General features: G+C 51.6%; 20 protein-coding genes. 10 read left to right on the top strand and 10 right to left on the bottom strand.

All coding sequences use genetic code 11. The annotated features are described in order from the left end of the window. Nucleotides 1–2: 2 nt before the first annotated feature. From uvrA to IPM52_05430, 7 genes are all read left to right on the top strand, one after another. Entirely contained in the window at nucleotides 3–2,873 is a 2,871-nt protein-coding gene (gene uvrA, locus IPM52_05460; protein ID MBK9291055.1) for an excinuclease ABC subunit UvrA, read from the top strand. 401 nt (nucleotides 2,874–3,274) lie between these two features. Next, nucleotides 3,275–4,069, top strand: coding sequence for an SCO family protein (locus IPM52_05455; GenBank protein MBK9291054.1), 795 nt, complete (start codon nucleotides 3,275–3,277; stop codon nucleotides 4,067–4,069). Between the two features lie 5 nt (nucleotides 4,070–4,074). After that, complete coding sequence (gene ctaD / locus IPM52_05450) at nucleotides 4,075–5,694, top strand: cytochrome c oxidase subunit I (GenBank protein ID MBK9291053.1); 1,620 nt, start codon at nucleotides 4,075–4,077, stop codon at nucleotides 5,692–5,694. 3 nt (nucleotides 5,695–5,697) lie between these two features. Then, on the top strand, nucleotides 5,698–6,324 hold the full coding sequence (locus tag IPM52_05445; protein MBK9291052.1) for a cytochrome c oxidase subunit 3 family protein: 627 nt from the start codon (nucleotides 5,698–5,700) through the stop codon (nucleotides 6,322–6,324). Between the two features lie 5 nt (nucleotides 6,325–6,329). After that, a complete protein-coding gene (locus IPM52_05440; GenBank protein MBK9291051.1) occupies nucleotides 6,330–6,653 on the top strand; it encodes a cytochrome C oxidase subunit IV family protein in 324 nt (107 codons plus the stop codon). Nucleotides 6,654–6,669: 16 nt separating this feature from the next. Continuing rightward, nucleotides 6,670–7,581 carry a cytochrome c oxidase subunit II gene (coxB, locus tag IPM52_05435; protein MBK9291050.1) on the top strand — a complete coding sequence of 304 codons (912 nt, stop codon included), beginning with the start codon at nucleotides 6,670–6,672 and terminating at the stop codon, nucleotides 7,579–7,581. Beyond that, the gene (locus IPM52_05430) at nucleotides 7,578–8,453 is read left to right on the top strand and encodes a protoheme IX farnesyltransferase (GenBank protein MBK9291049.1); all 876 of its coding nucleotides are present in this window, start codon (nucleotides 7,578–7,580) and stop codon (nucleotides 8,451–8,453) included. Before coxB ends, IPM52_05430 begins: the two co-directional genes overlap by 4 nt. Before the next feature lie 55 nt (nucleotides 8,454–8,508). Here IPM52_05430 and IPM52_05425 read toward each other — a convergent pair whose 3' ends face one another. From IPM52_05425 to IPM52_05415, 3 genes are all read right to left on the bottom strand, one after another. Continuing rightward, nucleotides 8,509–8,781, bottom strand: a complete 273-nt coding sequence (locus tag IPM52_05425; GenBank protein MBK9291048.1) for an HU family DNA-binding protein — start codon at nucleotides 8,779–8,781, stop codon at nucleotides 8,509–8,511. 202 nt (nucleotides 8,782–8,983) lie between these two features. Continuing rightward, entirely contained in the window at nucleotides 8,984–9,946 is a 963-nt protein-coding gene (locus tag IPM52_05420) for a methionyl-tRNA formyltransferase (protein MBK9291047.1), read from the bottom strand. 78 nt (nucleotides 9,947–10,024) lie between these two features. Next, nucleotides 10,025–10,711, bottom strand: coding sequence for a tetratricopeptide repeat protein (locus IPM52_05415; protein MBK9291046.1), 687 nt, complete (start codon nucleotides 10,709–10,711; stop codon nucleotides 10,025–10,027). Between the two features lie 177 nt (nucleotides 10,712–10,888). Here IPM52_05415 and IPM52_05410 point away from each other — a divergent pair, with 177 nt between their 5' ends. Together IPM52_05410 and IPM52_05405 are read left to right on the top strand one after the other, a co-directional pair. Continuing rightward, nucleotides 10,889–11,797, top strand: coding sequence for a hypothetical protein (locus IPM52_05410; protein ID MBK9291045.1), 909 nt, complete (start codon nucleotides 10,889–10,891; stop codon nucleotides 11,795–11,797). A 66-nt stretch (nucleotides 11,798–11,863) separates the two neighbouring features. Further along, a complete protein-coding gene (locus tag IPM52_05405; protein ID MBK9291044.1) occupies nucleotides 11,864–12,004 on the top strand; it encodes a 30S ribosomal protein THX in 141 nt (46 codons plus the stop codon). A 32-nt stretch (nucleotides 12,005–12,036) separates the two neighbouring features. On the opposite strand, the gene murD is transcribed toward IPM52_05405, so the two are convergent. Both murD and IPM52_05395 read right to left on the bottom strand, forming a co-directional pair. Then, entirely contained in the window at nucleotides 12,037–13,338 is a 1,302-nt protein-coding gene (gene murD / locus IPM52_05400) for a UDP-N-acetylmuramoyl-L-alanine--D-glutamate ligase (protein ID MBK9291043.1), read from the bottom strand. Next, nucleotides 13,331–14,692, bottom strand: coding sequence for a hypothetical protein (locus tag IPM52_05395; GenBank protein MBK9291042.1), 1,362 nt, complete (start codon nucleotides 14,690–14,692; stop codon nucleotides 13,331–13,333). Before IPM52_05395 ends, murD begins: the two co-directional genes overlap by 8 nt. Nucleotides 14,693–14,771: 79 nt before the next feature. On the opposite strand from IPM52_05395, the gene IPM52_05390 reads away from it, so the two are divergent. Further along, nucleotides 14,772–15,353: a YqgE/AlgH family protein gene (locus IPM52_05390; protein MBK9291041.1), complete on the top strand. Its 582-nt coding sequence runs from the start codon at nucleotides 14,772–14,774 to the stop codon at nucleotides 15,351–15,353. 26 nt (nucleotides 15,354–15,379) lie between these two features. Here the strand turns inward: IPM52_05390 and IPM52_05385 are convergent, their stop codons facing one another. From IPM52_05385 to IPM52_05365, 5 genes are read right to left on the bottom strand one after another with little or no spacing between them, the layout of a single operon-like run. Next, nucleotides 15,380–15,985 (bottom strand): rhomboid family intramembrane serine protease, encoded by a 606-nt coding sequence (locus IPM52_05385; GenBank protein ID MBK9291040.1) that lies wholly within the window; start codon nucleotides 15,983–15,985, stop codon nucleotides 15,380–15,382. After that, nucleotides 15,982–16,806: a hypothetical protein gene (locus IPM52_05380; protein ID MBK9291039.1), complete on the bottom strand. Its 825-nt coding sequence runs from the start codon at nucleotides 16,804–16,806 to the stop codon at nucleotides 15,982–15,984. Before IPM52_05380 ends, IPM52_05385 begins: the two co-directional genes overlap by 4 nt. Next, nucleotides 16,803–17,741, bottom strand: a complete 939-nt coding sequence (locus tag IPM52_05375; protein ID MBK9291038.1) for a cation transporter — start codon at nucleotides 17,739–17,741, stop codon at nucleotides 16,803–16,805. Before IPM52_05375 ends, IPM52_05380 begins: the two co-directional genes overlap by 4 nt. 1 nt (nucleotide 17,742) lies before the next feature. Continuing rightward, nucleotides 17,743–20,715, bottom strand: coding sequence for a serine hydrolase (locus IPM52_05370; GenBank protein MBK9291037.1), 2,973 nt, complete (start codon nucleotides 20,713–20,715; stop codon nucleotides 17,743–17,745). Between the two features lie 40 nt (nucleotides 20,716–20,755). Continuing rightward, the gene (locus tag IPM52_05365; protein ID MBK9291036.1) at nucleotides 20,756–22,132 is read right to left on the bottom strand and encodes a hypothetical protein; all 1,377 of its coding nucleotides are present in this window, start codon (nucleotides 22,130–22,132) and stop codon (nucleotides 20,756–20,758) included. Between the last annotated feature and the right edge of the window lie 4 nt (nucleotides 22,133–22,136).

Genomic DNA, 22,136 nt, shown 5'->3' with positions numbered 1-22,136 from the left:
TGATGAGCGAGCAATCATTGCAGCACGACACATACTCCGAAGATCAGTACCTTGAGGTGCAGGGTGCCCGGGTGCACAACCTGAAAAACATCGACCTGCGTATTCCGCGCTATCAGCTGGTGGTCATCACCGGCCAGAGCGGAAGCGGTAAGTCATCGCTGGCTTTCGACACCATCTATGCCGAAGGCCAAAGGCGATACATGGAAAGTTTTTCCGCCTATGCCCGGCAGTTTATCGGCACCATGGAGCGCCCTGATGTGGACAAAATCACCGGCTTGAGTCCGGTGATCTCTATCGAGCAGAAGTCGGTCAACCGCAACCCCCGCTCCACAGTGGGTACCATTACCGAGATCTACGACTTTCTGCGACTGCTCTATGCACGTGCCTCTGAGGCCTTTTCGTATGCCACGGGCGAAAAGATGGTGCGATATTCCGAGGAACAGATCGTAGCCCTGATCCACGAGAAATATGCTGGCAAAAGAATCATCCTGCTGGCTCCGGTTGTCAGGGCGCGCAAGGGACACTACCGCGAGTTGTTCGAACAGGTCAGACAGGCCGGATTCCTGAAAGTGCGCGTTGACGGGGAAGTGCGCGACCTCGTTTTTGGCATGCAGCTCGACAGATATAAGGTGCACGACATCGAGATTGTCATCGACCGGCTGGATATGGCTTCGGTGGACCACGCCAGACTGACGCGCTCGGTGCAAACAGCCCTCAAACAAGGCAAAGGCCTGATGCAGGTGCTCGATGCAGGAAGCAACGAACTGCGCTATTTCAGCCGCATGCTGATGTGCCCCACCACAGGCTTGTCGTACAACGAACCGGAACCCAATACGTTTTCGTTCAACTCGCCCTACGGCGCTTGCCCGAAATGCAACGGTCTGGGGCATATCACCGAGATTGACCTCGACAAAATTATGCCCGACAAAAGCCTGAGCATCAAAAAAGGTGGTCTGGCCCCGCTGGGCGAATATAAGAACAACTGGATTTTCAGCCAGATCGAAGCCATTGGCAGCCGCTACGGTTTCAACCTGAATACGCCCATAGGCGAGATACCCGACGAAGCCATTGATGTGATGCTCTACGGCACCAACGAGTCCATAGAGGTAAGGCGTGAATATATGGGTATCATCTCGTCCTATAGCACAACCTTTGAGGGCATCATCAGTTTTATCGAAGCCCAGAACAACGAAAATGCCTCGCCGGCCATCCGCAGGTGGGCGCAAGGTTTCATGAATCATGTGACTTGTCCGGTTTGCGAAGGCACACGGCTCAAAAAAGAGTCGCGGTATTTCCTGATTGACGGCAAAAACATTGCCGAAGCTGCTTCGATGGATATCAGCGCTTTAGCGTCCTGGATCGAATCGTTGCCCGAAAAACTTTCTGAAAGGCAGCTGCAGATTGCCCGCGATGTACTGCGTGAAATTGAAAAGCGCATCCGTTTTCTGCTCGAAGTGGGTATCGACTACCTCAACCTGAACCGTCCGGCCAACACCCTCTCCGGAGGCGAGGCCCAGCGCATCAGACTGGCCACACAGATCGGATCGCAGCTCACCGGGGTGCTTTATATCCTGGACGAACCCAGCATCGGCCTGCACCAGCGCGATAACCACCGGCTGATCAAATCGCTCAAACAACTGCGCGACATCGGCAACTCGGTCATCGTGGTGGAGCACGATAAGGACACGATTCTTGCGGCAGACCATGTGGTGGATATCGGTCCGGGCGCCGGCGTGCATGGCGGTTATGTGGTTGCACAAGGCAAGCCCGACGAGATGCATCAGTGCAAAAGCATTACCTGCGAGTACATCAGCGGAAAAAGAAGCATACCTGTGCCGGCTCAACGCCGCAAGGGCACGCCCGGGCAGAAACTCATTCTGCGTGGCGCTAAAGGCAACAACCTGAAGAATGTTGACCTGGAACTGCCGCTTGGTATGATGATTTGCGTAACCGGAGTGAGCGGTTCGGGAAAGAGCAGCCTCATCAATGAAACACTTTTTCCCATTTTAAACCGGCACTTCTATGATGCGCTCAAAGCGCCTCTGCCATACGAAAGCATCGAAGGGCTGGAGCTGCTCGACAAGGTGATTGAAATTGACCAGACGCCCATCGGACGCACACCGCGCTCCAATCCGGCCACCTACACCAAGGTGTTCGACGAGATACGAAAGCTCTTTGGCGAGCTGCCCGAATCGCGCATCAGGGGTTACAAACCCGGGCGTTTTTCGTTCAATGTGTCCGGCGGAAGATGCGAAACCTGCAAAGGCGCAGGCGTGCGCATCATCGAGATGAATTTTCTGCCCGATGTGGCAGTGCAATGCGAAGATTGCGGGGGAAAGAGATATAACCCCGAGACCCTCGAGGTGCGCTACCGGGGCAAATCGATCAACGATGTGCTCAACCTGACCATCGATCAGGCGATCGATTTTTTCGAAAACATCCCATCCATCCAGCAAAAGCTGCGCTCGTTGCAGGATGTGGGGCTCGGATACCTGACGCTTGGTCAGCCATCCACAACCATCTCGGGTGGCGAAGCCCAACGTGTCAAGCTGGCCGCCGAACTCGCACGCCGCGATACCGGAAAAACAATCTATATCCTCGACGAGCCAACCACCGGCCTGCATTTCGAAGATGTGAACCAACTGATGCAGGTGCTCAACAAGCTGGTTGACAGGGGAAATACGGTGCTCATCATCGAACACAATATGGAAGTGATCAAGATGGCCGATTATATCATCGACCTGGGGCCGGATGGCGGGCGAAATGGCGGCCGGATCGTTGCCACAGGGACGCCTGAAGAAATAGTCGAGAAAGGAACAGGCCACACCGCTGCTTACCTGGCTGTGGAACTCCAAAATGGCCGTCAGGCATAAAAAAAAGCCCCGAACGGGCGTCCGGGGACTTTTTCTCTTAACCAACCAATATTCTGATGAAAAAAAACTACTCGCCTAAATCTTATCAAAGATCGTGCCAAATATTTTAGGTCTCTTTGGCTGCTTAACATATTTTAAGCTTTGTGATGCCAGATAAAATTCAACGAACAGAATTCACGCAATTAACGACCAGAATAGCGCAATTATTGTACGAAGGGCTGCCGAAAAACTGACACAGGCCCTTCGATCCAGCCTCTCAGTTTGTCCGGTTTCAATACACCTGTGTCCAAAATCAGACACGTGCTCCGGGTTTTAAAACATCTTTTTTTGTTGCTTGTTATTGTTTAGATTTAGTCTAAATTAGCGATTTCAAACCAAATTTAAGACAATTTTATAACTAAATGAAATTCAAGGCAATAAGTTTTACACAAACGGTTGTTTTCGTTTGGATGGCATCACTTGTCGCCATTTCGCCGGCTATCAGGTCGCAAGAGCAACTGGGGGTGTATGAGCAACTCGACCGTTACCTTGAGGACGGTTTAATGTTTACCGACGAAAACTACCAGGAGGTTGACCTCAAGGCAGCCATTAACAAACCCACTGTGCTGGCTTTGGTTTATTATGAATGCCCTGGCATCTGCACCCCGCTCATGAACGGGCTGGCTGATGTGATGAAAAAGTCGGACATGCTGGCAAACAAGGATTACCAGGTGTTTACCGTAAGTTTCAGCCACCGCGAAAAGCCTTTTCTGGCAATGAACAAGAAAAAGACTTATGTAAAGCTGGTTGAAAAAGGTGATCTGGAGAATGGCTGGAGATTTTTCACCGGCGACAGCATCACCATCCGTCGCCTGCTCGACAATGTGGGGTACCAGATCAAGCAGGAAGGAGGCGAATATATTCATCCCGCCACACTGATCGTGCTTAGTCCCGACGGAAAGATAACCCGCTACCTGCATGGCACCTACTTCCTGCCTTTCGATTTCAAGATGGCAATCATCGAGGCATCGCAGGGCAAATCGGGGCCAACCATCAACAAAGTGCTGAAATTTTGCTTCAGCTACGACCCTGAGGGTCAACGTTATGTGCTGAATATTACTTCCATATCCGGCAGCATCATATTGCTTGCTGCACTCATATTCCTAGCTTATCTGCTTATTTCAGGCCGAAAGAAACGTCAAACCAACAACATTTGATTCATATGGCAACTGCTACTGCTCAGGTCAGCTATCTGGAAGCCAAAAAAGGCATATTGTCATGGCTTTTTTCAGTTGACCACAAACGCATCGGTTTACTTTACCTCTATTCGCTGATCACCTTTTTTCTTGTAGGCGTTACGCTTGGTTTGCTCATGCGTTATGAGCTGCTCAATCCGGGCAAAGACCTGGTGGAGGCCAAAACTTACAACCAGATTTTTACCCTGCACGGGGTGATCATGATTTTCCTTTTTATCATTCCGAGCATCCCTGCGGTGTTTGGCAACTTCTTTTTGCCAATCATGCTGGGCACGGACGATGTGTCTTTTCCACGTCTCAACCTGTTGTCGTGGTGGGTATATATAATAGGTGCTGTCATGGCACTTTCGACCCTCGTTTTTGGTGACGGTCCGGCCGATACCGGTTGGACTTTTTATGCACCATACAGTGTAAAAACGGGTACGAATGTCAGCATGTCGGTCCTTGCGGCCTTCATTCTTGGCTTTTCGTCCATTCTCACTGGTCTGAATTTCATCGTAACCATTCACAGGCTGCGTGCACCAGGGATGACGTTTACAAAGATGCCTTTGTTTGCCTGGGCTTTGTACGCCACTTCCTGGATTCAGCTTCTGGCCACACCTATCATTGGTATCACCCTGCTCATGATTGTGGCAGAGCGCACCCTCGGCGTGGGACTGTTTGATCCTTCCATTGGCGGCGACCCCATTCTTTACCAGCACCTCTTCTGGATTTACAGCCACCCGGCGGTTTACATCATGGCGTTGCCGGCCTTTGGCATCATCTCGGAGCTCCTGCCCACTTTCAGCCGCCGCACCATCTTCGGATACAAGGCCATCGCTTACAGCAGCCTGGCCATCGCTTTCGTGGGCTATTTCATCTGGGGGCACCACATGTTTACCTCCGGAATGAGTGGTACTGCCCGTTTCATCTTTTCAATGCTTACCTTCCTTGTAGCCATTCCTACGGCCATCAAGGTATTCAACTGGGTTGCAACACTTTACAAGGGTTCGATTCACGTGGAGCCGCCCTTGCTCTATGCCCTGGCATTTATCTTCCAGTTTATGATCGGCGGTTTTACGGGCCTGATTCTGGGCGCCCTCGCCACCGACATCCATTTGCATGATACCTACTTTGTGGTCGGCCATTTTCACTATGTGATGTTCGGGGGCACCGGTTTTGCCTTTTTTGGTGCCCTGCACTACTGGTATCCCAAAATCTGGGGAAGAATGTACAACAAGGCAGTGGCCAACATTGCTTTCGTCATTTTCTTCATCGGTTTCAATACCCTCTATTTCCCGATGTTTATCTCGGGACTGATGGGCATGCCCCGCCGCTATTACGACTATCTGCCTGAGTTTCATGTGCCAAACATTGTCAGCACGGTTGGCTCATGGATTCTGGCAATTGGATTATTAATTATGCTTGGCAACCTTATCGTTGCACGTTTCAGGGGACGCAAGGTGACTGAACGTGACCCCTGGGGCGGAATCACACTCGAGTGGCAGACTCCCACACCACCGCCAGTACAAAATTTCGACAGCTTGCCCGAGCTTCCTCTTAACGGCCCATACGATTACGAAAATAAACCTCAAATCAAGGACTGACAAATGGCACACACGGGACTTGTACTTCCCAATTCGGGACACAATCGCGATGCCGAGGCCAACAAGTTTGGCATGTGGCTCTTTCTTTTCACTGAGTTGTTGCTCTTTGGTGGCTTGTTCATTGTGTATATGGTTTACCGCATGCTCAACCACGAAGCATTTCTGCTTTCGTCGTTCGAGCTCAACGTGACCATGGGCACGGTGAACACCGTGGTGCTTCTTGTAAGCAGCATGACCATCGCTATGGCGGTTTCTGCCATTCAGATGGGCCAGGCCAAACGTTCTGCCATGCTGTTGTGGATCACTTTTGCGCTTGCAGGGGTGTTTCTTGTCATCAAATATTTTGAGTGGAGTGCCAAAATCCACCACGGTCTGTTTCCCGGTTTGGATTATTACAACAACCTGCCAGCAGGCGAGCGATTGTTCTTTTTTCTCTATTACATAATGACCGGCCTCCACGCCTTGCATATCATCATTGGCATGGTGATCATCCTGTTCACCATCCGCCAGACCAACAATGGCACATTGTCGCCCGAAAAGCATTCGCTTACCGAAAATGCCGGACTTTACTGGCACCTGGTCGACCTGATCTGGATTTACCTGTTCCCGTTGTTTTACCTAATCCACTGAGAAATATGGCACAATCACACGATCAACAGCACGAAAACCATCACGAGGCTACCCATCATGCCGTGCCTTACAGCGAGCACATCCGCACGCTGATTGCATTGCTTTTTCTGACAGCAATAACCGTTGTGGTTTCGGTGTTCGGAGCTGCGCTGGCCACCTTGTCGGTGTTCACAGCGCTGTTTATTGCTACGGTAAAGGTGGTTGTGGTGGCATATTATTTCATGCACCTCAAATACGAGAAAAAGATTTACAGCGGTCTGGTCATCCTGGTGGGAATATTGTTTGTGGCCCTTTCGGTGCTCACCGCGCTGGAATACCTGAACCGTTAACAATGGTAAGGAGATTATGAGAAATTCAGCTTCAACATTTGCACAGGGCGTCGATTTGTCGCTCTATATCATCGTCGGAATTTCCTTGGTTTTTCTGATTGGGATCACGGCGGTGATGATTTATTTTGTGTTTCGCTACAACAATAAGCGCAACCCTGTGGCTACGAACATCGAAGGGAGCAACCTGCTCGAGGTGTTGTGGACTGCCATTCCCACTGCGCTGGTTGTGGTGATGTTCTATTTCGGGTGGATGGGTTTCAAACCCATGCGCAAGGTCCCCGACGGTGCCATGGAGGTTACGGCCTATGGCCAGATGTGGAAGTTCAGCTTTGAGTATCCCGATGGCCGGATCACCGATTCGCTGGTGGTGCCGCTCGGACAACCCGTCAAGGTGAACCTGCGCTCGCGCGATGTGTTGCATAGCTTCTACATTCCTGCTTTCAGGATGAAAGAAGATATGGTGCCGGGGAAAAACAACTTTATGTGGTTTGAAGCCACAAAGACCGGGCGCTACGATATCCTTTGCGCCGAATACTGCGGGCAGCTGCACAGCTACATGCTATCGAACGTAACCGTACTCACTCCCGAGGATTATGCAAACTGGCTGGCATCGGCTGTCAGCCTGGCCGACGAGCACCCCGGTCTCAGCCTGCTTAAACAAAATGCCTGCCTGACCTGTCACTCGCAGGATGGCAGCAAGATCATCGGCCCTACTTTCCTTGGTTTGTACGGCCGTACTGAGATTGTGGAAACCAATGGTGTGGAGCGTGAGCTTGTTGCCGATGACGAATACATTGCCCGTTCGATTCGCGAGCCCAATGCCGATATCGTCAAAGGGTATATGAAAGGCCTCATGGTGAGTTATGCCAATGTGCTCAATGACGAGCAGATTGCCCAGATCATCGATTATCTCAAAACGCTGAAATGATCGGTGTCCTGAAAAACAAACTCGGATTGCTTGCCGAGCTCAGCAAGGTGCGCATCACCTTTGCTGTGATGCTCACCACGCTTGCCGGTTATTTACTGTCCAAGGGCAGCCTCGATGCTGGCATCATCCTGCCTGCGCTCGGCATTTTTATCCTGGCCTGCGGGTCGTCGGCGCTCAATCATTATCAGGACAGCGACCGCGACGGATTGATGGAGCGTACGGCCAAACGTCCTATTCCATCCGGGCGCATTTCAGCCAGATCGGTGCTCTGGCTTGCCATATTGATGGCCCTTGTGGGTGCAGCTATGCTTTATATTGGTTCTGGTTTTGAGGCCATGCAACTCGGATTACTTGCATTGATCTGGTACAATGGTATTTACACCCCCATGAAACGGAGATCAGCCTTTGCGGTCATCCCCGGCTCAGTCATCGGAGCCATTCCTCCTGTGGTGGGCTGGGTTGCCGGAGGCGGTCCGCTCCTGGATGCACGCGCACTCATGCTGGCCTTCTTTTTCTTTGTGTGGCAGGTGCCGCATTTCTGGTTACTGATGCTGAAATACGGAGATGAATATATTCAGGCTGGTTATCCATCAATCACCCAAAAATATAATGTACAGCAGATCAAGATGTTAACATTTATTTGGGTGATGGCCACAGCAGTTTCGGCCCTGTTGCTGCCCCTCTATGGATTGGTGCATTCCCGGTATATTGTATTTGCTATACTAATTGGTGCCGTATGGATTACATCGGTTTTTGCGGGATTGCTGCTCCGCAAGGAGCACATCATCAATCCGTTTTATTATTTCATGCGGATCAATTATTTCGTGCTTCTCATCATTGTCGCACTTTCTGTTGATCCGTTTCTGCAATAAAAAACCCGTTGGCCTGTGCACCAACGGGACAATGCTTTAGGTGTGCAAAGGTGTTTTATTTCACCGAACCGGCTAATTCTGCACCTGGTTTGAATTTTACCACCTTCTTTTCGGAGATGCTGATTTCCGCACCGGTCTGAGGATTACGTCCTTTGCGGGCTGACCTTGCGGATACGGAGAATGTTCCGAAACCAACAAGCGTTACTTTGTCGCCTGCTTTGAGGGCGTTGGTTGTGGCAGCAACAAATGCGTCGAGGGCCTTCTTGGCATCAACCTTGGTCAGGTTGGCTTCTGCGGCGATTGCTTCAATCAATTCGGCTTTGTTCATTTTTTTATTTTTTGTTAGAATATTGGTTGAACGAGGCACAAAAATAATCCATAATCCAACAAACGCAAGTATTTGCGCAAAAAAACGAACATTTTGTTCAAAAAATTATTGCTTTTCAACCGCAATTGAACAAAAAGACATGGGTTAAGCGCCTTGTTGAGGTTCAAACAGTTATGGACAGAGAGGCTGCCAATGTTGTGCATCAAAGCACTTTCCAGCCTCCGTCGTCACGGAATCCTTTTACAAACTCGCTGGCCTTGAGGCTGTTCTTTCCTTTGAGCTGCACTTCGTCCAGGTAAAGCCAGCCATCTGTATGGCTAACGATAAGTTGTTTATTGAATACAAACAGGCGGTATGCATCGGCATCTGTTAGTTTTGGTCCAGTATTGGCTCTCAGGATGCGCAGTTCGTCGCTTTTACCTGATTGGTGTTGAATTTCTGTAAAAGCGCCCGGTTTTGGACTCAAGCCCCGGATAAGGTTTCGTATCTGGAAAAGCGGCTGATGCCATTGGATACGTTGATGTTCACGGTGCAATTTTGGGGCTTTGTGAAGTGCTTTCCCATGGTCCTGCGGCGTAGGCGACACTTTGCCCGAGGCAATCATTTGTAGGGTGTTTTGAAGCAAAGGCCAGGCTTCTGTGCACATGCGGTCGTGAAGCTCGCCTGCTGTTTCGTCGGGCAGGATGTCCATTGGTGCTTGCAGGATGATGTGGCCTTCGTCAATATTTTCGTTCAGAAAAAAGGTGGTAAGTCCGGTTTGGGTCTCTCCGTTGATGATGGCCCAGTTGATGGGTGCCGCACCCCGGTAATCGGGAAGTAGCGAGGCATGCAGGTTAAATGTGCCCATTGGCGGCATGGCCCATACTTCGACGGGCAGCATGCGAAATGCAATTACCACAAAAAGATCGGCGCCAAAGGCTTTCAGTTCGTTCTGAAAGCCTGGGTCGCGCAACGAAACGGGCTGAAGCACAGGGATCTGATACCTGAGCGCCACTTGTTTGGTTTCGGATTGCCGGAGTTTTAAACCGCGTCCGGCAGGTTTATCTGGCGCAGTAACTGCAGCGCGCACATTGTATCCGTGGCTCAATAAGTGATCGAGCTGAATAGCAGCAAATGCCGGCGTTCCGAAAAATATCAGCGGAATTTGTTTTGCTTTTTCTTCCATTTCAGGACATGTTGGATAGAAAAAAACCTGACTGTTTGAAGACTACAGTCAGGTTTCTATGTGTTATTTAGCTGATAATCAGGATGCTTTAAGTTTGGCGATGAATTTTTCTACCAGGCGACCTTCGTTGGAGTTGGGGTAGTTTTTGAACAGGAATTCATACATTTCCAGTGCTTTCTTGTTGTTTCCGTCGAGCTCATAGGCACGTCCGGCTTTCATCAGGGCCATGGGAGCAACTAGTTCGTTGTCGAATTTGCGGGCAGCTTTTTCGTAAGCGCCGGCAGCTTTGGTAGTTTGTCCGAGCTCCATCATGGCATCGGCTTTGGCAACCTGGGCCATGCCTGCAACAATGTTATCGCGACCTTTGAACTTGTCGAGCTGTTTGATTGCTTCGTTGTAGTCGCCCAGACGTAGATAGCTGATGCCTGCATAGTAGCGAGCCAGATTGGCGCTTTTGGTCATGCCGTAATCCGAGATAATGTCGAGGAAACCGGGGTTGTTGCCATCGCCATTCAGGGCCTTGCTCAGCGAGTCCATTTCGAAATAACGTTCGGCCTGAAACATCTGCTTCTGGGCTTCTTTTTCACGGGGCTCAAGGAAATAGCGGTTCAGACCGAGGTAGGCCAGTATCAGGCCGACAACCACCAAAACGGAAATTGTGATGATTTTGGAATTCCTTTCAATAAATTGCTCCGATCTGCTCAGTGCTTCCTCAACCACTTCGAGTCTTTCGTCGCCAGTGTCAGCTTTTTTGTTTTTAACCATGACAGCGGTTTTATTTTAGAGGTGCAAAAGTAGCGTATTTTCCTTAATCATCAATCAAGTGGAGCGGCATATTTTCAACATACTGTCCACGAAAGGGTTGCGAAGAAGCCGATTATCCCGCTGAAAGCTGAGTTTGCAATGGCAGGATTACTAATTTTGAACCAAAATAGGCTTGCAATGAGGATTTGGCGACTGCCTGTTTACTCCATCAGGATATTACTTTGGTTAATTGTATTTTTTGTGTCTGGCCAGAGCTATTTGCATGCCGGCTGGCTGATTGTGGAGCAGAAGTCGGACCGCTTTGGCAACTTTGGAATGCAAAGCACAATGATTTCGGGCAACAAGGTGCGCATCGAACATCAGACCTCCAGTTTCATTTTTGATCTTGATTCGAATCAGATTACTGTCATATTGCCCCGGCGGAAGATATACTGGAAAGGAAACCACGATACCCTTGGGTCGGCGCTATTTCATCACCTTGATTTGCAAATCGGGATGATGATAGCCCAGATGCCAGAGAAAGAACGCGAGAAGGCCAGTGTGGAGATGCAGTCGCTCATGGCGCTGATGCGTTCGTCCAGGCCTGATAGTCTGCTGCCTGAGCATTTCAGGATTGTGTCCGCCGACAGTACAAAGCGCATTGGGGAATACCTCTGCCACAAATATTTATTCATGGTTGATACCATGCTGTTGGAAGAGATCTGGGTTACCCGCGAAATCCAACCCTGGCAGGGCATTGATCTCAAAAGGCTCAATCAGATGATGCGGCTTTTCAGCAAACCAAACCTGTACACTGCCTACCGGGTGAGCGATGAGTGGCTGTCCATGCTGAGCGGAGGGATGCTTGTCAGGTCGGTTGCACCCAACAGCCTGGGGGGCAGTGTGGTAGAAGTGAGCATGGTGCGGCAAACCGGGATGCGTGGGGAGGTGTTTCTGCCTCCGGCTGACTACCGTAGGGCGGGGGTGGAAGAGATGTTGAACGTTCTGATGGGGGGTGCCGATGCCATAAAACAGGAGGATGAGGCGCCCGGGCTGCCAAAATTGCCTGCCAGGCCGCGGCAGGGCCTGCCCAAAAGTCCACCGTGACCTGATCTGTAAAAACCTGGGAATTTGTAATTTTGCAGTCCTTTTTCACACCAAAAAACTAAAAACATGGGTAAAGGCGACAAGAAAAGCAAGCGTGGCAAGATTATTCTCGGTACGTATGGCGTTTCGCGTCCGCGGCGTAAAAAGCCTGCTCTGACCGAGGCACCAAAAGTAGCCGATAAGGCTGCAGCTAAGGACAAGAAGTAATATTGCCCAAAACAGTTTCTAACCCCGCAGGCTCAGCCTCCGGGGTTTTTTCTTTTAAACCGGCGTGCCAGTTCGCAGAATCGCTGCCCGCGGTGCTCGAAGTTTTTAAACTGATCGTAGCTGGCAGCAGCCGGCGACAGCAGCACAAGCTGTCCGGGCCTGGCAAGCGATGCGATGAGTTCGAATGCCTGGTCGAGATTTTCGACTTCATGCAGATGCTGATCCGGAAGTGCCTGTTGAATGAGCTGCCCCATGCGCCTGCCTGCGGCACCCATCACCAGCACATGCCCGACCTTGTGCGTCTTGAGGGTTTCGGCTATCAATTGGTAGTCGATTCCCCTGTCGAATCCGCCAAGTATCAGGAAATCAGGTGTGTATGTCTTTAATGCGGCCTGAGTAGCTTCGGGTATGGTGGCTATGCTGTCGTTAACAAAAAGCACCTCATCCACCGGTCCGATGGGTTCGAGCCGGTGGGGCAGGGGGGCAAAGCTTGTGAGTGCGCCCGAAGCAGTCGCCATTTCCATTCCAACAGCTTGCACAGCCAGCAATGCAGCGCGTGCCAGGTCGCCAAAATGTGCTCCTTTCAGTCGAAGTGCAGGAAGTTCGAACGCAAGCTTATCGTAAAAGTGGGTTTGTGCACTGAATTGTGGGCCGATAAGGTTTTCCAGTCCGGAAGGTAATATAGCCACATCCTCTCCAGTCATGAAAGCCAGGAGATTCAGTTTGGCCCGGGCGTAGTTTTCAAAACTGCCAAAATGATCCAGGTGCTCGGCAAATATGTTGAGCAACAGACCGATATGAGGTGAATTGTGCACATGCTCGAGCTGGTGGGCCGAAAGTTCGAAGACTATCTGGGTTCCAGGTGTGATATGTGAAATAATATCGAAACAGGGGATGCCGATGTTTCCTGTAAGCAGTGCAGGTTTGCCATTGGTTTTGAGGAGGTGATGAATCAGCGAGCTTGTCGTGCTTTTGCCCTTGGTGCCGGTGATGCCGATGGTTTGTGGTCCGAAGGCCTCGAGGAACAGATCGGTTTGCGAACTTAGTTTTGGTATCAGCTTCTGAGGAATCAGGCTTGTGGGAATGCCTGGGGTTTTGATCACCAGGTCGAAATCCTGCTCAAACATCAGATAATCAGGCCCGAAATGGCAGTTGATTTGTTTGTTTCTTAGGTATTCAAGTGTTTCAGGATCAGGTGTTTGCCTGTCGGCAATGCTAACCTGGCAGGGGATTTGCTGATTAATGAGAAAGCTGAGGGTTGACCTTCCCTCGCGGCCGAACCCGAGGATGAGGATGTGGCGGTTTTCGAGGCGGCGGATAATTGTTTCAGTCATTCAGACAGTTCCGTAAGATGGATTCAAACTCGGGTTCCAGGTGGTGGTTTTCGTCGAACTGGCCCAAAAGGGCATGCAGATCTTTCTGAGGTAAGAATCTGTTTTTGAGTGCTTTGGGCAGATCGTTTGTTGGGTTGTGGTTTCTTCTGATCAGGTAATCAATGGCGGCCTGCACTTCGTTGGTGGTACCCACGCACTCAAATGGTTTTTCATCGGTAAGTCCGGCCAGCGATTCGAGCACAGGCATCAGCTGAAGGTCGGAAAGGATGTCCTTGCCAAAAATGCGGGTCAGTTCGTTGGGGTGCAAAAACGGGGCAAGAATGGTTGCGGTGAACAGGCATTTGGGACATTGGCCGCACCAGCTATCGGTTTTGCTTCCCACATTGCAGCTCCTGAAAGCGCTGTGGTAGTGTGGCATCCTGCTGAAAAGCCATGCTATCTGCAGTTCGTTGAGCGGGCGAAGCAGGCTGAAATAGTTGATATCGGGTGTGATGAAGGTGTGAAGATATTTCCGGAAAGCTGTTTCGAAGTGTAAGGATTTGCTGTATTGGTGGTTGATGTGGGTGCCGGGTATGGTAGCTTCGTTGGCGCTCGATTCGTTGGAGAGGGCAATGTGTCGTGCTCCTGATAAAGCTGCAGCACAGGTAGTTACGAATGCGAGCAAGGCCGAAAAAGGGGTGTGTCCGTTCAGGAAACCCTGCGCATTGAGTTCGAGCAGTTGCGGGTCAAGCTTACGGGAGATGTGCAGGCCATTTTCGGGCGGAATGCCGGCAGCCTGTAAGGTGCGCGTCATGGCAGGATTTGCATTGAGCATAAGTGGGATGGTCTCAAAGCCGGTGTTTCGGAGCAATTCGAGGCTCACGGCCGAATCTTTGCCGCCCCCTATGGGAACGAGTACCCTCATTTCGGAGGTGCTGTGGCTTGCCGGTTTTGTGGGTTTGCCATGTCCGGCTTCGATGCTGACAAAGTTTTCCTCATCGGGCCTTATGCCATTGACATGAAAAAATTCCCCCAATCCATTCCAATAGACTGATTTCCAGAATTCAATCTGTTCCCTACTCAGGCTGTGGGGCCGCACGATAAGCCTGGGTGGGCAGGCTGCTTTCCAATAGCTGATCAGTTCGATCATCCCCAGATTGAACACCAGGTTTTCCAGCAGGTCCGTGCTTAAATCTCTGAATGTATGGTGTTTATGGAAAATCAGACCTGGGGAGAATTGATACTTGCCGGCAAGGTTGAAGCTGAAACTTATGTGCAGGCCTTCGGGCGCCCATCTGTAGTTATAGCTTTCGTATTCAAAAAAAGTGTACTGGCCCCTGAAAAGCTCGTATTCGGCCTGTCGCCCTGATGCCATGTGGTATTGGTACGTTTTTTGATGCGGCAAAAGTAGGTAAATGCAACCGAAGTGCGATAACTTTGTTATATTTGGACATATGCAAAAGCTGATCAAAATAAAGAGCAATGACCTGAAACCCAGAGGGGGAAGGGTGCTCATTGCCGAGCCTTTACTGGATGAATTTTATTTTGGCCGTTCGGTCGTTTTGCTCATTGAACATTCCGACGAAGGTTCGTTCGGATTGGTGATGAACAAGCCCTCCGGCCTCATGCTGAATGATATTGTGAGCGACCTGCCGGAGTTTCCATCTGTGGTGATGCATGGCGGGCCTGTGCAGACCGATAATGTATATTTTTTGCACACGCTTGGCCATGAGGTGCCCGACAGTGTGGAGGTGCTACGTGGATTGTACTGGGGCGGCGACCTGGACACCATCAAGGAAATGATGACCCTCGGGTTGGTTGGTCAAAATCAGGTGAGGTTTTATCTGGGCTACTCAGGTTGGGGTCCGGGGCAGCTGGAGGATGAGCTCCGGCGCAATTCGTGGGTGGTGTCGGATGCCACAGCCCGCTCGCTCATTCAGATTAAACCCGAGCGCATGTGGCAACACTTTCTGCAACGGATGGGACCAGCCTACGACCTTTGGCGGAAGTTTCCCGTTGACCCACAGCTGAATTAAAAAGAACCGGGGATCGCCCGGTTTTTTTACATAAAGACTCCAAGGATGTTGTTGAGTACCTCAGGCCTAAGGATCAGGGTAAACACAAGCCCGAAGATAGCTCCGGCAAAGTGGGCATAGTGACCAATGTTGTCGCTTGCGCGCTGTCCCATATACACCGAATAGACCAGATACAGGATGCCGAAAAGCCAGGCCGGCAACGGGATAGGAATTGGAAAAATGATCAGGGTGGAGCCGGGGACAATCAGGATGGCCGAAAAGAGCACAGCTGCCACCGCTCCGGACGCCCCAACGGCATTATAATATGGATTGTCTTTGTGGCGGCCGTAATCCAATACATTGGCAAAAAGCACGCCGCCCAGGTAGAGCAGGAAGTAGTTGAGATAGCCTTTGGGGCTGCCAAACCACATCAGAAAAGCCGACTCGGCCACCCTGCCGAAGGAATAAAGTACGAACATATTGACAAACAGGTGTACCCACCCGGAATGCAATAAGGCGTATGTGACAAAACGCCACCATTGCCGGCGCTCGTTGATCAGCCAGGCATTGAACATCAGCCGGTTGAACAGGGTTTCGTTGCTGAAAGCCGCCAGCGAAACCACCACAGTGATCAGGATGATGATGATTGTCATTGTGTGATCTCGGTTTGAACCTGATTTTGTTCGGATTTGGTGTGGTCTATTTCGCTGCCGAGCATGCTGTGCGGGATGAGGTAGATGGCAATCATCACGATGGCAGCTGCAATGGGCCAGGTTTTGTTCTCAGGTTTTTTGCGGAGCACAAGCCAGGCCACCAGCCACAAGAGGAAAGACACTGCGGTTTTGTTGTCGGTGAGGTCGGTACCCCATGGCCAACCTGTCCAATAGGCATCAAAGGCATATTTCTGCACAATCGGACCAAGGATTAATCCGCCCGCAGCGAACAGCAGTAAGGTGTACAGGCTTAGTCTGGCGGCGTTTTTTTGTCCGGCCAGCACCTCCAGGCCCGTACGCATACCAAAGACCATGGCAAAGAACATAAAGAACACATGTGGAATGAGCACAAAGCCTGGCACCGGACCTTTGAAACGGATGATAACCGGATCGGGGGTCAGCGGATAGGCCTTGCCATCGGCCATCAGAGCGATCTGATATTCAACTTTTCCGGCTGCAGGCTGCTCGGGAATGGCAAAGCGCAGCAGGCCATTATCGGGATGCACCTCGAGGGTGGTCCAGTCGTCGAAACTCTTGTATCGCTTGTAACGGAAGTTGGCATAAATGCCATCCGGTACTTTGATTTCGACCATGGCATCCTGTCCGGTGTTGTGGCTGCGTATGAGCCGGTACTTAATCCGTTCGCCCTTGAGTTCGATGCTGCCGCGCACGGGATAGGTGGGGCCGGTGGAGCGCTGCCAGACGGCCATGGCTGCCATCAGGAAAAATGCGATAATCCAAAGTAAGACGCTCTTTTTCATTTGTTTATGTTGTGGTTATTGTGATTGCAATTGTATCCGGCGATGAGGTTGTGGTCGGCACAGCGCCGAAGCTCGGGTTGCAGGGTGATGTGGGATATACCGAAACGGGAAGCCAGCATGGCGGAAGCTTCGTCCATATGTACCTGCACTTTGCTCAGCGGCAGGTCTTCTTCCATTTCCAGGTGGGCCTCAAGATGCGTTTCGTTGTCGGTGAGCCGCCAGAGGTGAATATGATGAATGTTTTTTATTCCCTTGATTTGCATCATGCTTCCGGCGATTTCTTCGACTTTGGTATCTTTAGGTGCATCCTGCATCAGGATGCCAAACGACTCGGCCAACACCTGCCAGGTTTCTTTGAGGATATAGCCAGAAATGATGAAAGTAACCAACGGGTCAACCCAGTGCCAACCCTTGAAGATGATCAGTATGCTTCCTGCAATGACGGCAATGCTTGAAAGTGTGTCGCCGATCAGGTGCAGGTATGCTGCCCGGATGTTGAGGTTTTTCCTGTGAAAACCGCGAAGCAGCCAAACGCCTGCCATGTTGGCCAGCAGCCCCACAACAGCAACCACGAGCATGCTGATGCCTCTCACTTCTTCGGGTTGTGTAAAGCGGTACCAGGCTTCGCGAATCAGAAACAGGCAGATGAGCACCAGGGCAACAGCATTGAACAGCGCTGCCATGATCTGAATGCGCTTGTAGCCGAAGGTGCGCTGTGTGGTTGCGGGTTTAGTGCTGATTATCAGCGTAATGTAAGTAATTAGCAGCGCGAGTCCGTCGCCAAGGTTATGGATGGCATCCGAAATAAGGGCCAGGCTGTTCGACAGGAGTCCACCGGCAAGTTCGGCAAATGCAATGCCCATGTTGAGCACAACGGTGAGCAGCAGGTTGCGCTTTTGGCGATCGTGAGGTGTATGGCTGCTGTGCGTGTGCATATCAGTTGTTGCTGGCGGTTTGAGTGGAGATGGCCTGATAGAGGATTTCGTGGATCTTTGGGCGGATACCCAGCCTGGCCAGGGTGTTGTCGCCGGCATCGGGATACACACGGTTGGAAAGAAAGACGAACACCAGGCGGTTTTCGGGGTCGGCCCAGGCCATGGTGCCTGTGAATCCGGTATGGCCAAAGCTTTTGGCCGAGGCAGCATCGGCCATGGTACGTGCGCCATTCTTTTTGTCGAGCGGTGGTTTATCGAATCCTATCCCCCTGCGGTTGCCACGGTGGGCAAAGTGGGCCTGATTGAAATAGTGAATTGTTTCAGGTTTCAAATACTGCACGCCCTGATAATAGCCGCTGTCGAGCATCATCTGCATGAGCATGGCCACGTCGGTAGCTGAACCGAACAAACCGGCATGCCCCGAAACCCCGCCCATCATGGCTGCTCCCTGGTCGTGCACAAAACCTCTGAGCAACTGCCGGCGAAAGGTTTTGTCGTTTTCTGTAGGTGCGATGCGGGATGGATCAAATTTTCGCAAGGGATTGTAGGTGAGTGTGTTGAGGTTCATTGGCCGGTAAAAGGTCTGCTCCAGCCATTCATCCATGTCTCTGTTGACGAGCTGCCTGATGAGGTCGGGCACGAAGTAGAGTCCCATGTCGGAATAGCGGTATTCCTTCGACTTCAGCCGGCTGGCCACGATTTCGTCGAAGATCCGATGGCGCCACGCGCGGTGCATGAACATGCTGTCGGCCACATGCCATGGATAGTCGTCGGACATGGTCTTGCTGTAAATATTGCTGTCAGGTCCGTTGCGACTGATGGTTAGGGTGTAAAAGGGTATCCAGCCGTCGAAGCCGCTTTGGTGGGTGAGGATGTCCATCCAGCTGATGGGTGCCTTGTCGGTTTTGCGCAGCCAGGGAAAATGGGTGCCCAGGGTGTCGGAAAGGCTGATGCGACCTTCCTCGGTAAGTTTCATGAAGGCCAGGGTGGTGGCAAGTATTTTGGTCAGCGAGGCCAGGTCGTACAGGGTGCTGTCGTTCACCATTTCGTCGCCTTCGTAGGTGAGCTTGCCGTACGACTTGCGAAAGATGATTTCACCATCTTTCAGCGCCACGACCTGGCATCCTGGGAAGGCCCTGCGGCGGATGCCGTCTTCGATCACCGAGTCGATACGTCCGGCAAATGTGGCCGGTAGCGTTGGCGCAGCCTTGGCCACGGGTTCTGAGGGCAGGGGTTTTTCTTTGACCGGAACCTGTTCGGACAGGCTGAGGTATAACCCATGGCCGGCAGCAAAACCCGATTTCAGGCTGACTGGCAACTTTCCGGAGGCTTGTTGTTTTCCGGCCATGATAGCGGCAACTACCCTGTGGGCCTCATCGCGGTCCTGGTATCCTATGGTGATGGCTTTGATGTTCTGGTTTAGTTCGAACAGGTCGAGGGAATAGGGCGAAGCAAAAACATTGAGCACGACAGGAAATCTTGCGGCGGCCTGACCAACAAAGGAGATCATCTCGGGACTGATGCCAAATTGCCTGTTGGCCAGGATGTTGGTGTTGTGGATGTGGATGATCACCAGGTCGAAATCTTTCAGCTTGTCGAGCAAGGCGTTGCGTTCCTGCACGCTGCTGTTTTTTGCCAGTGCGAATGAGCTAAGCTGCAGGCCGTGGTTACGAAGGTGCCGGTCAACAGCAGAGGCTGATGTTTGCCCAAGCGCAACGGATGCGACTTTTTTCTCTTTTGTATTCAGGGGCAGCACATTCCCGGAATTGCGCAGCAAGGTCGCCGCATTCCCGAATAGTCGGGTGATGAGTTCGCTGTATGCCTGTTGGTTAAGGTCAGCGCGCAGTCCCTCGGTGAAAGCGGGGCGCCACGAATGTAGCCCGGACAGGTATTTATAGCTCAGCACCCTTTTGCACCGGTCTTCGATGATGCTTTCGGGCAGGCGTCCGCTCAACACTGCCTCGCGTATGGTGCTGATGGCAAGGGGAAGGTTTTCGGGCAGGAGCAGGATATCGTTGCCGGCTTCGAGGGCCATCAGTTCGATGGTGCCGGAAGGTTGCACCGAGGTTACGCCTTTCATATCCAATCCGTCGGTAACGATGAGGCCATTGAAGCCCAGTTCTTTACGAAGCAGTTCGGTTACAATTTTCGGGCTAAGCGAGGAGGGCAGGTTGGGCGTGTTGTCGAGCGCCGGGATGTGCAGGTGGGCAGTCATGATGCCCTGCACCCCATTATTAATGAGGTGTATGAACGGGTAAAGTTCCGTTTGGTTGAGCCTATCGCGGCTGTGGTTGATGACCGGCAGGGAGTAGTGCGAGTCGTTGTGTGTGTCGCCATGACCGGGAAAGTGTTTGGCCGTGGTGAAGATTCCGCCTTGCTGGAGGCCATTGGCATAGGCCAGGGCTTTGCGGGCAACGAGCTCAGGCGATTCGCCGAAGCTGCGCACACCGATGACGGGATTGGCCGGGTTGTTGTTCACATCGGCCACAGGCGCGAAGCTCATGTGGATGCCCATGCGCCGGAGTTGTTCCGCAATCTGCAGTCCCATCCGGAAAACCAGCTCCTCATCGTCCACTGCACCCAGCGTCATCTGAAAAGGGTAGGAAGGGGTTCCGTCGAGGCGCATGGCCAGTCCCCATTCGGCATCAATGGCAACGAGCAAAGGTGTTTTGGCCATTTGCTGCCAGCGGTTGGTTTGCCTGAGCTGGTCTTCGGCCTTGTTTTTGAAAAAGGCGACACCGCCAATGTTGTAAGTCCTGATATACTGATCAATACGGCTGTCGTAAGGCTGGTTGGGCTGGTTTGCCCGCAGCATCATCAGCTGGGCAATACGTTCGTCGAGGCTCAGGCTCTGATACACCGAATCGACCCACTGCTTTTGCAGCTCAGGATTGACAGGCTGTGCTTTTGGTGAAAGGGAATGAAGAAAAAGGAAACCCAGGAGAAAGCTGGCAGCACGTAAGGAGCAGGACATTCTTTTTTTAGTGGCCAAATTTAGCGAAAAACTGCTGTGCCTAGTGGTTGTTCAAGGCTTCGTGCAGTTCCTGGGCAGTGATTGGCCTGGCAAGGATGCGTTTTTCGCTGTCGAGCAGGTACATCGAAGGTGTGCCGTAAACCCGGTAAGCGTCAACGAGTGGACTTTCCCAGCCGCCAGGCTCAGTCAGGTGAATCCAGTGGCCGATATGGCTGCTCTCGATGAGGGCGCGAAGCGAGGCCTGGTCAGGACCAAGGATGATCGAAACGATTTGTATTTCAGGACGCTCGTTCGAAATCGCTTTAAGTTCGGGGATCAGTTGAAGGCAATGCGGGCAGGTTTCGGACCAGAAGACCACCAGGGTCAGTGGTGCCTGGGTTTGGTACATATCAAATTTACGGCCGAGGAGGTCGGTACCGCTGATGTTGGGTGCGGTGCGTCCGCTTAAAATATTATGATAAGGCCCGATGATACGTTCTACTTCGAAGAGGTCTTCCACCTGGGCGCTTGCTGCGTCGAAATGGGGCAGGGTGCTCAGGTAATCGGTGATCTGGTTGAAGCCCAGCCGCTGAAAGCCTTCAAAAAGGTATTCGAGATAAAAGAAATACATCTTTTTTTCGGCCGAGGCTGCTCTAAGCAGTTTGTCGATGGCGCCCAGAAAAGCTTCTTCCACTTCGTGACGTGGCATTCCCCGCCGCTGGTAGAGGCTCAGGTAGTCGAGCACCCGTCCGGGAAGCATGTCCGACTGAATGAGCAAGGTGTCGTTGAAACTGAGCAATTGAAGCATATAAACCCGCAATGCCTCCACTTTTTGTTCCGGGCTCAGGCCTGTAGGCAGCATAGCCGGCATATCCCCACGTATGAACCGTGCAGCTATCGGAGCATCAGCCTGTTTTTGGAGGTTTGTTGCCGTATTTGTAAAGTTTTTTCTTAACTGTTCAAGCTCTTTGATGGCTGTCTTTCTAAACTCTTCCCCTTCGGGATATGCCTCAATGAGTGCTTCGAGGGCATCCTGTTTTCTGACGAAGCTTTCTTTGAGTTTCATCCACTCGAGCCACACCTGGTTGTCGGGCGAGCCGGTGAAACGTAATCCACCGTTTTTTGTGAGCTGCAAATCCCTGCCTGTCAGAAATATACGGGTCATGCGGCCTTGTTCGTCGTCGAGCACATACAGTCCTACGGGCACATTCCATTTGAGTTTCAGGCTAAAACTGCCGTTTTCACCGGTGCGTACCGAGTCGACCGGCAACCTCATATCGCCTCGCAACATCCATAGGGTGAGCAATTTGCCGGACTCATCGTGCCACTTGCCGGAAACAGTAGGTTGTGCTGTGGCCGATGGAATCTGGAACAACAGGTAAATCGCCAGACTGGCGGGGATGATTTTCGATGCTATTTTCCTGAGATAAGTTTTCATGAAG

The sequence above is a fragment of the Bacteroidota bacterium genome, assembly GCA_016715945.1.
GTDB lineage: Bacteria > Bacteroidota > Bacteroidia > Bacteroidales > F082 > JALNZU01.
The sequence above is the reverse complement of the archived record's forward strand: the minus strand, read 5'-3'. Positions and strand labels throughout refer to the sequence as shown.

Coding starts and splice junctions, on each gene's coding strand:
- IPM52_05365 (MBK9291036.1), bottom strand. CDS start 22,132: ATGAAAACTTATCTCAGGAAAATAGCATCGAAAATCATCCCCGCCAGT.
- IPM52_05370 (MBK9291037.1), bottom strand. CDS start 20,715: ATGTCCTGCTCCTTACGTGCTGCCAGCTTTCTCCTGGGTTTCCTTTTT.
- coxB (MBK9291050.1), top strand. CDS start 6,670: ATGAGAAATTCAGCTTCAACATTTGCACAGGGCGTCGATTTGTCGCTC.
- IPM52_05380 (MBK9291039.1), bottom strand. CDS start 16,806: ATGAAAAAGAGCGTCTTACTTTGGATTATCGCATTTTTCCTGATGGCA.
- IPM52_05455 (MBK9291054.1), top strand. CDS start 3,275: ATGAAATTCAAGGCAATAAGTTTTACACAAACGGTTGTTTTCGTTTGG.
- IPM52_05425 (MBK9291048.1), bottom strand. CDS start 8,781: ATGAACAAAGCCGAATTGATTGAAGCAATCGCCGCAGAAGCCAACCTG.
- IPM52_05415 (MBK9291046.1), bottom strand. CDS start 10,711: ATGGTTAAAAACAAAAAAGCTGACACTGGCGACGAAAGACTCGAAGTG.
- IPM52_05430 (MBK9291049.1), top strand. CDS start 7,578: ATGATCGGTGTCCTGAAAAACAAACTCGGATTGCTTGCCGAGCTCAGC.
- IPM52_05385 (MBK9291040.1), bottom strand. CDS start 15,985: ATGACAATCATCATCATCCTGATCACTGTGGTGGTTTCGCTGGCGGCT.
- uvrA (MBK9291055.1), top strand. CDS start 3: ATGAGCGAGCAATCATTGCAGCACGACACATACTCCGAAGATCAGTAC.
- IPM52_05420 (MBK9291047.1), bottom strand. CDS start 9,946: ATGGAAGAAAAAGCAAAACAAATTCCGCTGATATTTTTCGGAACGCCG.
- IPM52_05410 (MBK9291045.1), top strand. CDS start 10,889: ATGAGGATTTGGCGACTGCCTGTTTACTCCATCAGGATATTACTTTGG.
- IPM52_05445 (MBK9291052.1), top strand. CDS start 5,698: ATGGCACACACGGGACTTGTACTTCCCAATTCGGGACACAATCGCGAT.
- IPM52_05440 (MBK9291051.1), top strand. CDS start 6,330: ATGGCACAATCACACGATCAACAGCACGAAAACCATCACGAGGCTACC.
- IPM52_05375 (MBK9291038.1), bottom strand. CDS start 17,741: ATGCACACGCACAGCAGCCATACACCTCACGATCGCCAAAAGCGCAAC.
- ctaD (MBK9291053.1), top strand. CDS start 4,075: ATGGCAACTGCTACTGCTCAGGTCAGCTATCTGGAAGCCAAAAAAGGC.
- IPM52_05405 (MBK9291044.1), top strand. CDS start 11,864: ATGGGTAAAGGCGACAAGAAAAGCAAGCGTGGCAAGATTATTCTCGGT.
- murD (MBK9291043.1), bottom strand. CDS start 13,338: ATGACTGAAACAATTATCCGCCGCCTCGAAAACCGCCACATCCTCATC.
- IPM52_05390 (MBK9291041.1), top strand. CDS start 14,772: ATGCAAAAGCTGATCAAAATAAAGAGCAATGACCTGAAACCCAGAGGG.
- IPM52_05395 (MBK9291042.1), bottom strand. CDS start 14,692: ATGGCATCAGGGCGACAGGCCGAATACGAGCTTTTCAGGGGCCAGTAC.